The following is a 12843-nucleotide window of genomic DNA, read 5'->3' as shown; positions in this document are numbered from 1 at the left end:
GCTCAGGCGGTGAGGGCGGTGACGAGGTGCGACGCCTGCAGCCCGGCCAGCAGCAGGAACAGGACGGTCATGATGGCGGCGTTGTGCAGGATCAGTTCTTCCTTGACCACACCGAGCGCCGCGGCGACCCGCTTCGACGGGATCGCCGCCAGCACGGTGAGGGCGATCAGCCCGAGTCCGGCCAGTGCGGCGAACCCGACGGTCAGCAGCGCCGCCTGCGCGGCCGGCAGGTGCGCCTCGGCGATGAGGGCGCCCGCCTTCAGTTCGAGCGGCAGGTTCTTGGCGTTGGGGACGGTCAGCAGCAGACTCAGGATCGCGGTCCGACCGGCGTCCATCGTGTCGATCTGCGCCATCCAGGACGGCATCGCGGCGACTGCGCCGCTCTTCGGCCGACTTCTCCAACTGAGTGCGGCCAGCACCACGAACACCAAGCCGAAGACGGTGGCGAACACGATCTGCCCGGGGTGCGCGGCGGCGCTCGCCCGGTCGGCGCCGGCCTTGCTCGTGAACACGGTCACCCCCACGATGAGGACCGACGCGGCCATCGCCGTCACGGTGAATACCTTCGCATTGGTCTTCGCCCGGGCGGAGAGCAGGATCGCGATCAACGCGGCCAGCGGAACGGGACTGACGATCATCCCGATCCCGAGCGGAACCAATTGCGTCACAGTGTGTCCCATGAACTCTCACATCCCTTCTCTCGCGCGGGATGCCGAGGTCGATCGTCGGTCCGACGGTGTCGTCACCGACATCCGACAGCAACGATAGGAACCGCGGGACGGGGCCGACGGACGATGTTCGGGTATTGCGACACCGGCCGACGGCCGCCGCGGCGCGCGGAGCGAGCGGTCAGCCGAGCCGAACCGAGAGAAGCACGGACCCGGACTCCTCGACCAGTTCGGCTGCGTCGACCCGGCTCGACAGCGCCGCCAGCCCGAGCCCGTCCCCACGATCGCGGGCAAGACGACCGGGAGATCGAATCCCGATGCAGATCAACGATGTCCGAGGGTCCACCGCGATCGTCAGCTCGAGCGCCCCACCCGATCCGTGCCGGATCGCGTTGGTGAAACCCTCCGACAGCACGTCGATCGCGTGCTCGAGACGAACCGGACTGTCCGACAGCAACGGCCACACCGCCGGGTCGATGTGGGCCTGCATCGGAACGGCGGCCGACCACATGCCGATCAGCTCGGTGATCTGCCGTCGAGCATCGGCCGGCGGAACCGTCGGCAGCGCTTCCTCCCGCGCGACCTCACGCACGAGGCGACCGATGATCTCGTCGACCCTCGTGTCCACGACCGCCGGCGATCCGGCCGCCGGGACGCCGGTCGCCGCACCGTGCATGACCAGTGCCGCGGCCACCAGCTCGCCCTGCACCGACGAGTGCAGCACGTGGGCGAGGCGCCGGCGTGCGGACAGGACCTGTCCGTGCACCTCGGCGGCGAGGCGACTCTGCTCACCGAGCGCCGTCGCGAGCTGCCGCTCCTCCACTGCGCGTTGCACGTTCGCGGCCCGGATGAGGCTGGTCGCGGCGGCCGCGAACGGGTAGAAGGCGATCCCGGGGACGAGGAATGCCGGCGGGAAGCCGGTGCCGCCGATGATGACGTAGAACCCGAGGGCGGTGGCGACGGCAACCATCACGTAGACCGTCACCATGACCGTCAGCCTGACTGCCGTGCGGTGCACTCGGGGCACGATGCGCGCCACGACCCAGTTGCCCGCCACGCACAGCACGAGTCCCGACGCCACTTGCAGCACGGTGGTCCGGAGCCCATAGCTCGTCAACAGGAACGTCAGGATCACCGACGTGTAGAGCACCGCCGGCAGCACCGGGGGCGCCGGCTCCACGGCCCGCAGCACGTTCGCGAGCCACTCCCGGCGGCGCAGCGGTGTGGGCGCGATCGGCCGCGTCGGCAGCGGGGTCACGTCCCGGAACAGTGCGTGGCTCATGGGCCGGACCACGTCCTCCGAGATCGCCCGGAGCAGGCGCGCCGCACGCTCGGGATCGATGTTCGCCCGATCGGTCCGCGACAGCGCCGTGTCGATCCGGTCCGCCAGGTCCGCGGCGCACCGGCGACCGATCCCGGCCAGGTACTCCTCGTCGATCCGACGCTGCTCGTCGAGGGCCGCGCGGGCACCGCGCAGTCGCTGCATCACCGCCTGGTGTTCGCGTACCGAGTCGACGAGGATCGCGATGAGCGACAACGCGACCACCGCCGTCGTCACGTTGATCGCGATCCGCACCCCGACATCGCGCGGGTCGGTCGGCAGGCCCTGCACCCCGACGAGAGCGTCGAGCACGAGCGGCCGGCACGCTCCCAGCACCGCGAATACCGACAGCGACACCAGGGGCCGGGGCCGGGTCCGGTTGACACGCAACACTGTCAGCCAGGCCAGCAGGAGCGCCGCACCCACCAACAGGTGCACCACCACCGCGACACCGAAGTACGCCGGCCAGTCGCGCGGGCTGCGCGCGGCGATGTAGCTGCCCATCACCGTGACGGCGAACGGGGCGGTGAGGATCCACGACCAGATGGTGACGGCCGAACTGCCGCCTATCCGGAGTAGCCAGGGGTACCGACTGCTCAACCGATCTCCGCCGGCATTCCGAAGCGGCGCACATACAGTTGGGCGGCTGCCACGCGCGGGTTCAGTTCGGGGCTGTGGCCGACCCCGAGGGCGTCGAAGGTGCGGGTCACCATCTTCTCGACACTGCGCACACTCGACTCGCGTCGGCGTGCGATCTCGGCGTTGGACCAGCCGAGCGCGATGCAGCGCAACACGTCGAGCTGGGTCCGGGTGAGACGGTCGAGCACCGCGTCCGGGTTGTCGTCGCGCGCAGGACCGGCCGGGACCGGCGTCTCCGCCAGGGCCGACTCCACCGCCGCCACCAGGTCCTCGACGGATTCCAGCGTGACCTTGTCGAGGAACACCGAGCCCGCCGGGACGCCCTCCCCCGGCGCGATCCCCGCACGCGGGTAGTTCGTCAGGAACACCACTGCGCAGGACGGCGCCCGCACATGGACGATCATCGCCAACTCCATCCCGTTGGGTCGCGCCCCGAGGTCGATGTCGGTGACGAGGACGTCGGGATCGATCGCGTCGAAGTCGGCGAGTGCGTCCGCGGAGGTGGATCGCGCGTGCACGTCGAAGCCCGCGTGCCGGAGTGCATCGGCGACCAGCGAGCGCATCAACGGCTGATCCTCGACGACCAGTGCCCGTCGTACCCACACGGTTTCGCTCACGGGACGAGATTAGCGGGGGGAATCCATTGCCATCAGGTAGTGAGCTTGTCTAACTATTTACGGAACGGGCGCCGCACCGCGACTGCGGTGCGGCGCCCGTCGAAACCGGACCTGCGGGGGTCAGCGCCCCGGGACGTACTTCATCACCTTGATGAACGGCGGCAGCAGCTTCGCCCACACCTTGGCCGGAAGCCAGCGGGGACCACCGAGATTGACGACCCTGGTGGTCGCCACCGTCTGCGCCTCGGTGTACTTGAGCAGGCCGTCGGATCCGTGCCGGCGACCGACACCCGATACGCCCATGCCGCCCATCGGGGCGGCGGTGCTGCCCCACGTCGGCGCGTAGCCCTCGTCGACGTTGACGGTGCCCGCCATCACCCGGGACGCGATGGCCTCGCCCTCGGCGTGGCTACCGGCCCACACGCTGGCATTGAGTCCGTAGTCGGTGTCGTTGGCGCGGGCGACGGCTTCCTCGACGTCGGCGACCGGGTAGATCGACACCAGCGGACCGAACGTCTCGTTCGCGTAGCACTCCATCTCGGGCGTGACGCCGGTGAGCACGGTCGGCTCGTAGAACAGCGGCCCCAGGTCGGGACGCGCCTTGCCGCCGGCGACGACGGTGGCGCCCTTCGCGACGGCGTCGTCGACGTGACCGGACACGGTCTTGACCTGGTCCTCGGAGACGAGACTGCCCATCTCGATGCCGAACTCGTACCCGGGCGCCAGGCTCATGCCGCGGACCCGCTCCCCGAACATGCGGATGAACTCGGGCGCGATCGCCTCCTCGACGTAGATGCGCTCGATCGAGATGCACAGCTGCCCCGAGTTGGAGAAGCACGCGCGCACGGCCGCGTCGCACACCTCGCGCAGGTTCGCGCCCTTGGTGACGATCATCGGGTTCTTGCCGCCGAGTTCGGCGGAGAAGCCGATGAGCCGACGTCCGGCCTGCTCCGCGAGCAACTGTCCGGTGGCGGTGGAGCCGGTGAACATGAGGTAGTCGGTGTTCTCCACGAGCGCGGTACCCACCACCGATCCCGGGCCCGGGACGACGGCGAACAGATCCCGCGGCAGGCCGGCCTGGTAGAGCAGTTCGACGCAGGCCAGCGCGCAGTACGGCGTCTGGCTGTCCGGCTTGATCACGACCGCGTTGCCGGCGAGCAGCGCGGCGATCGCATCGGACACCGCGAGGGTCATCGGGTAGTTCCACGGTGAGATCACGCCGACGACGCCCTTGGCGTGATGCCGCACCACCGTCTTCGTCAGGCCCGGCAGCATGCCCTGGACCCGCCTGGGGCGCAGCAGCTTCGGCGCCAGACGCGCGTAGAAACGCGACGTCATGGCGATGTCGAGGACCTCTTCCTGCGCGGACGCCCGAGACTTGCCCGTCTCGGCCTGCGCCATGTCCATCAGCGCGTCCTTGTGCGCGAGCACCAGGTCGCGGTAGCGGAGGAAGATCTGCGCGCGTTCGACGGGAGACCGCTTCTCCCACGCCTTCTGCGCGACCCGAGCCTTCTCGATCGCGGCGACTGCGTCCTCCGCGGTACCGACCGGCACGGTCGCGAGTTCGCGCCCGGTGAAGGCCTCGACGATCGGCTTCGTCGGACGGCTCGCCGCGTCCGGGATCGCGATGAGATCGGCAAGACGAGCAAACGTTGCCGCTGACGGAGCAGGCATTTTCGCACCCCTACTGGTGAGTAGATTTCGAGTTACACACAACCTACCCCGTCGGTGTCCGGCGCCACAGGGGTAACGATGCACCCGCCCTCGACGCACACCCGGCAGGCACTCAGCCCGCGGCGACGACCTCCTTCGCCCAGCGGTAGTCGGCCTTGCCGCTGGGCGACCGTCGGATCGCCTCGACCACGACCACCGCACGCGGAATCTTGTAGCCCGCGACGTGCACACGACAGTGCTCGGCGATCTGATCGGGGTCGGCAGTGTCGAACCCGGGCCGCAACTGCACCACTGCGGCGACCTTCTCCCCGAACCTGACGTCGGGAGCGCCGGCCACCAGCGCGTCCAGCACCGCCGGATGCGTCTTGAGCGCCAACTCGACCTCCTCCGGGTACACCTTCTCGCCACCGCTGTTGATGCACGTCGAGCCACGCCCGAGGAGCAGGATCGTCCCGTCCGCCTCCATCCGGCCCATGTCGCCGAGGACCGCCATCCGCACCCCGTCGACCACCGGGAACGTGGCAGCGGTCTTGGCGTCGTCGTTGTAGTAGGCCACCGGCACGTGCCCCTTGCGTGCGATGTAGCCGACCTCGTCGGCACCGGGCGCGATCGGCCGGAACTTCTCGTCCACGAGAATCATGTTGGGATTCGAGCGGATTCGCTTGGTCCCGTCGTCACCGAACTCCACGATGCCGTCGTTGCCGGTCTCGGACGCGCCGAAGGCATCCTTGATGACCAGACCCGGGACCATGCCGCGCAACTCGTCCTTGAGTGCCGGCGAGAACAGTGCGCCGCCGGAGCCCATCAGCTTCAGCGTGCTCAGGTCGTAGCGGTCGCCGTGCTCGCGGATGGCGTCGGCGATGGGCCGGGCGATCGCGTCGCCGACGACGGTGACGCCGGTGATCCTCTCGGCCTCGATCAGTCGCAGCACCTCGACCGGATCGAACGTGCGGGTGAGCACCCGCGGCGCGCCCATGAGGAAGGCGGTGAGCAGCGAATAGATCGCAGCCCCGTGCATCAACGGCGGAATCAGCAGGTACACAGACGGTTCGGTGTTGGCGACCGCACCGGCCACCACCTCCTCGACCGAGTGCCGGGGCGCGCCGCCGATGTTGCCGCCCGACAGTGCCGCGTAGTAGAAGTCCTCGTGCCGCCACACCACCCCCTTCGGCATACCCGTCGTACCGCCGGTGTAGATGACGAAGCGGTCGTCCGCGCTGCGCGGACCGAAGCCCCGCGCGTCCGACTGGGCGGCGAGCGCGTCCTCGTAGTCGATCACCGACACGGTGGCGAAACCGTCCGGCATACCGTCGTGCTCGCCGACCACCACGGCATGCCCGATGCCGGGGCACTGCGGCAGGGCCGCCCCCGCCGTCCCCAGGTACTCGTTCTCCACGATCAGGGCGACGCTCTCGGAGTTCGTGTAGAGGTAGACGAGTTCGGCATCGGTGTAGCGGAAGTTGACGTTGATCGGAACCGCCCGGATCTTCATGCACGCCAACAGCGCCTCGACGTACTCCATCCGATTGCGCATGTGGATCGCCACGTGCTGCCCGGGCTGCACGCCGACGGACTCGAGATGGTGCGCGAGCCGGTTGGCCCGGCCGTCGAGTTCGGCGTAGCTGCGCCGCTCGTCGCCGCACACCACCGGCACCCGGTCGGGAATCGCGTCCGCGACAGCTTCGTACAGGTCGGCGATGTTCAGCGTCACGTGGTCCATCCTCGTCGTCGAGTGACCCGGATCACGGGTCAATTCGTTCGCGAAGCTAACACAGTCAAACGCTTGACGGACCGGAATCGTCACGCCGATTCCGGTGTCAAGATTCCGTCAGAACACACGTCGGACCCTTGCCGAGGTTGAACACGCGAGCAACGCTTTGAACATGTGTTCAGCCATCGCCGCTATGACCGACGGGGACCTCAGCACCCAGGCCCGGATCCGGGAAGCCGCGATCCGCGTGTTCGGCGAACAGGGATTCGACGCCGGGGTCCGCGCCGTCGCGACCGCGGCCGGGGTCTCCCCCGGCCTGGTGAACCACCACTTCGGCTCCAAACAGGGCCTGCGGGCGGTGTGCGACGAACAGGTTCTGGCCGTCATCGTGTCGGAGAAACGCGACGTGCTGACCGCGAACAGCCCCGCCCGCATGTTGACCTCGCTCGCCGAGATCGACCGCTACGCCCCCCTCGTCGCCTACCTCGTGCGCAGCTTCCAGGCCGGAGGCCCCCTCGCCCGATCGCTCTTCGAACACATGGTCACCGGTGTCGAGTCCTACCTCGAGGACGCCGTCGCCGAGGGACGGGTACGCGCCAGTCGCGACCCCGCCGCCCGCGCCCGCTACCTCGCCATGAACAGCCTGGGGTCGACCCTGCTCTACCTGCAGATGCGGTCCGAGGGCGCCCGGACCACCGACTACGCCCGCGCGATCGGTGACATGACCGGCGAGATCATGCTGCCCGGCCTCGAGGTCTACACCGAGGGGCTGTTCACCGACTCGTCGATGCTCGACGCCTACACCGGCGCCCACCCCGCCGCCGAGGAGGAGAAGGCATGACCACCATCATCGAAACCGCCGAGCTCGTGAAGACGTTCGGTGCCACCCGGGCCCTGGACGGGCTGGATCTGCGCGTCGGCGAAGGCGAGGTGCACGGGTTCCTCGGCCCCAACGGCGCCGGGAAGTCCACCACGATCCGGGTGCTGCTCGGACTGCTCCACGCCGACGGCGGGACCGCGCGACTGCTCGGCCGGGACCCGTGGCGGGATGCGGTGAGCCTCCACCGTGAGATCGCCTACGTCCCGGGGGATGTCACGCTGTGGCCGTCGTTGACCGGCGGCGAGATCATCGATCTGCTCGCCCGGATGCGCGGCGGCGTCGACGCCGCACGTCGGGCCGACCTCATCGAGCGTTTCGACCTCGACCCCCGCAGGAAGGCGCGCTCCTACTCCAAGGGCAACCGCCAGAAGGTCGCGGTGATCTCGGCGTTCTCGTCGCACGCTCGACTGTTGCTGCTGGACGAGCCGACGTCAGGCCTGGATCCTTTGATGGAGAAGGTGTTCCGCGACTGTGTCGCCGAGGCCGGCCGACGCGGTGTGACGGTGCTGTTGTCGAGCCACATCCTGTCCGAGGTGGACGCCCTGTGCGAGAAGGTCACCATCATTCGAGCGGGACGGGCCGTCGAGAGCGGCTCGATCGCGTCGATGCGGCACCTCAGCCGAACCTCGATCACCGCCGAACTGACCGGCGACCCCGGCGATCTCAGCACGATCCCCGGCGTCGAGGACCTGCGGATCGACGGCCGGACGCTGCACTGTCAGGTCGACGCGGAGAGCCTCGGCGCGCTGATCCGCACGCTCGGTGACACCGGGGTACGGAGTCTCGTCAGCACCCCGCCGACGCTCGAGGAACTGTTCCTGCGGCACTACGAACTGTCGGAGGAGGTGCCGGTATGACCACCACCGCGGCCCCGGTGGCCGCCCGCTCGGCGGCCCCCGCGTCGTCACCGTTCACGGGCACGATGGCCCTGCTGCGCCTGGCACTGCGACGCGACCGCATGATCCTGCCGCTGTGGTCGGTCGTCGTCGGCCTGCTGCCGCTCGTCTACGGCAAGGCGATCATGGGGTTGTACACCACCCAGAGTCAGTTGGACGCCTTCGCGGCGTCGACCGCGGCGATCAAATCCGAAATCGCCTTGGTGGGACCCATCTTCGGATCCAGTGTCGGGGCGTTGACCACGTGGCGCGCCGGCTACCTGTTCACGTTCGTGGCGGTCGCGATCATCCTCACGGTCATCCGGCACACGCGGACCGAGGAGGAGACGGGCCGGACCGAACTGCTCGATTCGACCGCGGTGGGCCGGTACGCAGGCCTGACCGCGGCGCTGCTCGTCGCGGCGGTGGGCGCGGCCGTCAGCACCGTCGTCGGAACGGCCGGGCTGGTCTCGATCGGCATCGGCGTCACCGGCGCGATCGCATTCGGGGCCGCGGTGTTCGGGACGGGCGCGGTGTTCGCCGGCGTCGCGGCGGTCGCCGCCCAGGTGAGTACCGGCGCCCGTCTCGCCCGCGGCATCTCGTTCGGGGTACTCGCCGTCGCGTTCCTGCTGCGCGCGGTCGGTGATGCCGGGTCGGGGACGCTGTCGTGGCTGTCACCGATCGGCTGGGCCCAGCAGGTGCGTCCCTACGCCGACGCGCGCTGGTGGGTGCTGCCGCTTCCCGCTGCCACTGCCGCCGTGCTGGTCGCCGCGGCATATCGCCTACTCGCACAACGGGATCTCGGTGCGGGACTGATCGCGGAGCGGCCCGGTCCGGCGTCGTCGCCGCCGTCGCTGTCCGGCCCCGTCGGACTGGCGTGGCACTCGCAGCGCGGACCGCTGGCCGCGTGGACGGTGGGACTGGCGGTGTTCGCGCTCGTGATCGGCAGTGCCGCACACGGTGTCAGCGACCAGTTGGGCAACAACGAGATCGTCACCGCGGCGCTGGCCCGACTCGGCGGGACGCAGGCGATCGAGGACTCGTTCATCGCCATGGGCTTCACCATCTTCGGTCTCGTCGCCTCCGCGTACTCCGTGTCGGCGGTCCTGCAACTGCACGACGAGGAGGAGTCGGGCCGCGCCGAGTCGGTGCTCGCCGCCGCCGTCGGACGACCGCGGTGGGCGATGAGCCACATCCTGTTCGCGCTCGTCGGCCCCGCCGTCGCCCTCACCGTCGCCGGGTTCGCGGCGGGGCTCGCGTACGGGGTGACGATCGACGACGTCGGCGGACAGGTGCCGCGTGTCCTCGCCGCGGCGCTGGTCCAGTTGCCCGGTGTGTGGCTGCTGACCGGTCTCGCCGTCGCGCTGTTCGGCCTGGTGCCCCGTCTGGCGCCCGCCGTATGGGCGGTGTTCGCGGCGATGATGGCGCTGTACGTGTTCGGCATGGTCGCCGACCTCCCCCAGCCGCTACTCGACCTCGTACCGTTCCTGCACCTGCCCGGACTGCCCGGCGGCGAGTTCCACGCGACGCCGCTCGTGTGGCTGCTGCTGATCAGCGCGGCGCTGCTGGCTACCGGCCTGGTCGCCCTCCGCCGACGCGACCTCCGCTGACCGCCCCTGAACGGGAATTCACGGCACACTTTCGAGACCGAACCGTGCCGTGAATTCCCGTTCAGGGGTTCGGGGGAGGTTCCTAGACTCGGGTCATGACAGCTTCGCGCGCGTCAGACGAGGTCGTGGACTGGTCCAAGATCGAGGAGCGGGCGCCTTCGGTCGCCCGGATGTTCACCGATCGGGTGGCGGCATCACCGAACTCGGAGGCCTTCCGATTCCCCGGACCGGGCGGTGCCGTGTGGACCAGCGTCACGTGGGCCGACGTCGGTCAGCGGGTCCGCACACTGGCAGCCGGACTGATCGCGATCGGTATCGAACCCGAGCAGCGCGTCGCACTGGCGTCGACGACCCGGTACGAATGGGTTCTCGCCGATCTCGCGGTGATGTGTGCCGGCGCCGCGACCACCACCGTGTACCCCACGACCACGGCTTCCGACGTCGCGTTCATCATCGGGAACTCCGGCAGCCGGGTGGTACTGGCCGAGGACGAGGCCCAGCTCGCGAAACTGCGGGAGCACCGCGACGAGATTCCCGACGTCCAGCGCGTCGTCCTCGTCGACGGCACCGCGCCCGCGGACGACGAGTGGGTGATCGGGTTCGACGACCTCGCCGCGCTCGGCGAGCGTCTGCTGGAGGAGCGGCCCGACGCGGTCGACGAGCGGATCGCCGGGATCTCGCCGGACAGCCTCGCGACGCTGATCTACACCTCCGGCACCACCGGCCGGCCGAAGGGTGTGCGGCTGCCACACTCGGCGTGGACGTACGAGGCCGCCGCGATCGACGCCGTCGGCATCCTCGACGCCGACGACCTCCAGTACCTGTGGCTGCCGCTGTCGCACGTCTTCGGCAAGGTCCTGCTGACGCTGCCGTTGCAGATCGGCTTCGCGACCGCCGTCGACGGTCGGGTCGACAAGATCGTCGACAACCTCGCCGTGGTCCGACCGACGTTCATGGGCGCCGCACCCCGCATCTTCGAGAAGGCCTACGCCCGCATCGTCGGAACCGTGAAGGCCGAGGGCGGCGTGAAGGAGAAGATCTTCGACTGGGCGATCGGCGTCGGGCTCGCGATGTCGAAGACCCGGCAGACCGGCAGGACACCGTCTGCGATGCAGAGGGCGCAGTACGCCGTCGCCGACCGCCTGGTGTTCCAGAAAATCCGGGACCGGTTCGGTGGACGGTTGAAGTTCTTCATCTCCGGTTCCGCCGCACTGGATCGTGATGTGGCGCAATGGTTCGACGCGGCCGGCATCGTCGTCCTCGAGGGATACGGGCTGTCCGAGACCAGTGCCGCGTCGCTCGTGAACCGGCCGTCGGCGTACCGCTTCGGCACCGTCGGCTGGCCCATCCCCGGCACAGAGGTGAGGATCGCGGACGACGGCGAGATCCTCGTCAAGGGCCCGGGAGTGATGAGCGGCTACCACGACAACCCGGAGGCCACCGCGGAGTCCCTCGGTACCGGAGGGTGGTTCCACACCGGCGACATCGGCACGATCGACGGCGACGGTTTCCTGCGGATCACCGACCGCAAGAAGGACATGTTCAAGACGTCCAACGGCAAGTATGTCGCGCCGTCCGCGATCGCGGCGACGTTCAAGGGCATCTGCCCCTACGTCGGGGAGATCATCGTGCACGGGGAGGGCAAGTCGTACTGCGTCGCCCTCATCAGCCTCGACGGCGAGGCTATCGCCGAATGGGCGCAGGAGAACGGCATGGGTGACCGGCCGATGCGTGAGGTCGCCGCGGCGGCACCGACCGTCACCATGATGAGTGGGTACGTCGACCAACTCAACGCCGGACTCAACCGGTGGGAGCAGATCAAACGATTCACCATCCTCGAACGGGAGTTGACCGTCGAGAACGGCGAGATCACGCCCAGCATGAAACTCAAACGCAAGAAGGTCGTCGACAACTTCGCCGACCGGATCACCGACCTGTACGGTCCGGCAGGATCGTCACGATGACCTACCGGACCGACGGGTCCGATCCTCACGCCCTTCTATGCGGACGTCCGTGACGCGGCCCCCGCGTCCACGGGAACGACGATGCCGGTGATGTTGGCGCTCGCCTCGTCGGCGAGGAACAGCACGGTCCGTGTCACGTCGAACGGGTCGAGCACCGCGATCGGAACCGCATGGTTCTGCTGGAGCACAGGGGCGACGTCCTCCCATGTGGGCTCGGCCAGATCCGGACGGACCACCTTGTAGAGCGTGTCGTTGCGCACCATGGGAGTGTCGATGTTGCCGGGGGCCACCACGTTCACGGTCACACCCTGCGGTGCCAGCTCGCCCGCAGCGGATTTCGACAGGCCGATCACCCCCCACTTGGACGCGCAGTACGCCGCCTGACCCGGCAGCGCGGTGCGACCGAGCATCGACGAGATCGTGACGATGCGTCCGTAGCCACGGCGAGCCATTCCGGGTGCCACGGCCGCGATCGTGTTGAACACGCCGGTCAGGTTCGCACCGATCACATTCTCCCAGACCGTCTGGTCGTGATCGGTGATCGGCATGATGGCGGACACTCCGGCGTTGCCCACCGCAATGTCGATGTGCCCGAAGTCCTTCTCCGCCCGTGCGACCAACGACTCGAGTGCGGCTCGGTCCGCGGTGTCCACCTTCTCGGCGATCACCTTGCGGCCCGCCGCCTCGATCAGGCGCACCGTCTCGGCGAGATCGTCCTCGGTACCCAGTGGATAGCCGATGCCCGCCGCGTTCTCGCACCGGTCGCAGATCACCAGATCCGCTCCCCGTTCGGCGAAAGCGACTGCATGCGAACGTCCCTGCCCTCGCGCTGCTCCTGTCACCAGGGCGACCTTGCCCTCGAATCGGGTGTCCTCGGTCATCGT

10 protein-coding genes are annotated in these 12843 nt (G+C 69.0%); 4 read left to right on the top strand and 6 right to left on the bottom strand.

Annotated elements, in window-relative coordinates; translation table 11 throughout:
- Window positions 1-2 precede the first annotated feature (2 nt).
- The 5 genes from IJ15_RS0121230 to IJ15_RS0121210 form a co-directional block, all read right to left on the bottom strand.
- A complete protein-coding gene (locus tag IJ15_RS0121230; protein ID WP_031940350.1) occupies window positions 3-680 on the bottom strand; it encodes a GAP family protein in 678 nt (225 codons plus the stop codon).
- A gap of 169 nt (window positions 681-849) precedes the next feature.
- Window positions 850-2589 carry a sensor histidine kinase gene (locus IJ15_RS0121225; protein ID WP_031940349.1) on the bottom strand — a complete coding sequence of 580 codons (1740 nt, stop codon included), beginning with the start codon at window positions 2587-2589 and terminating at the stop codon, window positions 850-852.
- Complete coding sequence (locus IJ15_RS0121220) at window positions 2586-3245, bottom strand: response regulator (RefSeq protein WP_081880855.1); 660 nt, start codon at window positions 3243-3245, stop codon at window positions 2586-2588. Before IJ15_RS0121220 ends, IJ15_RS0121225 begins: the two co-directional genes overlap by 4 nt.
- A gap of 120 nt (window positions 3246-3365) precedes the next feature.
- Window positions 3366-4919, bottom strand: a complete 1554-nt coding sequence (locus IJ15_RS0121215) for a succinic semialdehyde dehydrogenase (protein WP_031940347.1) — start codon at window positions 4917-4919, stop codon at window positions 3366-3368.
- A gap of 112 nt (window positions 4920-5031) precedes the next feature.
- Entirely contained in the window at window positions 5032-6630 is a 1599-nt protein-coding gene (locus IJ15_RS0121210) for an acyl-CoA synthetase (protein ID WP_031940346.1), read from the bottom strand.
- Window positions 6631-6802: 172 nt separating this feature from the next.
- Here IJ15_RS0121210 and IJ15_RS0121205 point away from each other — a divergent pair, with 172 nt between their 5' ends.
- The 4 genes from IJ15_RS0121205 to IJ15_RS0121190 all read left to right on the top strand — a co-directional run bounded on the left by IJ15_RS0121205 (window position 6803) and on the right by IJ15_RS0121190 (window position 11959).
- The gene (locus IJ15_RS0121205; protein ID WP_269321490.1) at window positions 6803-7471 is read left to right on the top strand and encodes a TetR/AcrR family transcriptional regulator; all 669 of its coding nucleotides are present in this window, start codon (window positions 6803-6805) and stop codon (window positions 7469-7471) included.
- Complete coding sequence (locus IJ15_RS0121200) at window positions 7468-8367, top strand: ABC transporter ATP-binding protein (protein WP_031940344.1); 900 nt, start codon at window positions 7468-7470, stop codon at window positions 8365-8367. The genes IJ15_RS0121205 and IJ15_RS0121200 overlap by 4 nt, the downstream gene beginning before the upstream one ends.
- Window positions 8364-9995, top strand: a complete 1632-nt coding sequence (locus tag IJ15_RS0121195) for an ABC transporter permease (protein WP_031940343.1) — start codon at window positions 8364-8366, stop codon at window positions 9993-9995. The genes IJ15_RS0121200 and IJ15_RS0121195 overlap by 4 nt, the downstream gene beginning before the upstream one ends.
- 95 nt (window positions 9996-10090) lie before the next feature.
- On the top strand, window positions 10091-11959 hold the full coding sequence (locus IJ15_RS0121190) for an AMP-dependent synthetase/ligase (protein ID WP_031940342.1): 1869 nt from the start codon (window positions 10091-10093) through the stop codon (window positions 11957-11959).
- A 35-nt stretch (window positions 11960-11994) separates the two neighbouring features.
- Here IJ15_RS0121190 and IJ15_RS0121185 read toward each other — a convergent pair whose 3' ends face one another.
- The gene (locus tag IJ15_RS0121185) at window positions 11995-12840 is read right to left on the bottom strand and encodes a mycofactocin-coupled SDR family oxidoreductase (RefSeq protein ID WP_031940341.1); all 846 of its coding nucleotides are present in this window, start codon (window positions 12838-12840) and stop codon (window positions 11995-11997) included.
- Between the last annotated feature and the right edge of the window lie 3 nt (window positions 12841-12843).

This window comes from Prescottella defluvii, from assembly GCF_000738775.1.
Classification (GTDB): Bacteria; Actinomycetota; Actinomycetes; order Mycobacteriales; family Mycobacteriaceae; genus Prescottella; species Prescottella defluvii.
The sequence above is the reverse complement of the archived record's forward strand: the minus strand, read 5'-3'. Positions and strand labels throughout refer to the sequence as shown.

Bases quoted from the DNA above. Each gene is read 5' to 3' on its own strand.
- IJ15_RS0121205 (WP_269321490.1), top strand. From the start codon at position 6,803: ATGTGTTCAGCCATCGCCGCTATGACCGACGGGGACCTCAGCACCCAG.
- IJ15_RS0121200 (WP_031940344.1), top strand. From the start codon at position 7,468: ATGACCACCATCATCGAAACCGCCGAGCTCGTGAAGACGTTCGGTGCC.
- IJ15_RS0121195 (WP_031940343.1), top strand. From the start codon at position 8,364: ATGACCACCACCGCGGCCCCGGTGGCCGCCCGCTCGGCGGCCCCCGCG.
- IJ15_RS0121230 (WP_031940350.1), bottom strand. From the start codon at position 680: ATGGGACACACTGTGACGCAATTGGTTCCGCTCGGGATCGGGATGATC.
- IJ15_RS0121190 (WP_031940342.1), top strand. From the start codon at position 10,091: ATGACAGCTTCGCGCGCGTCAGACGAGGTCGTGGACTGGTCCAAGATC.
- IJ15_RS0121185 (WP_031940341.1), bottom strand. From the start codon at position 12,840: ATGACCGAGGACACCCGATTCGAGGGCAAGGTCGCCCTGGTGACAGGA.
- IJ15_RS0121215 (WP_031940347.1), bottom strand. From the start codon at position 4,919: ATGCCTGCTCCGTCAGCGGCAACGTTTGCTCGTCTTGCCGATCTCATC.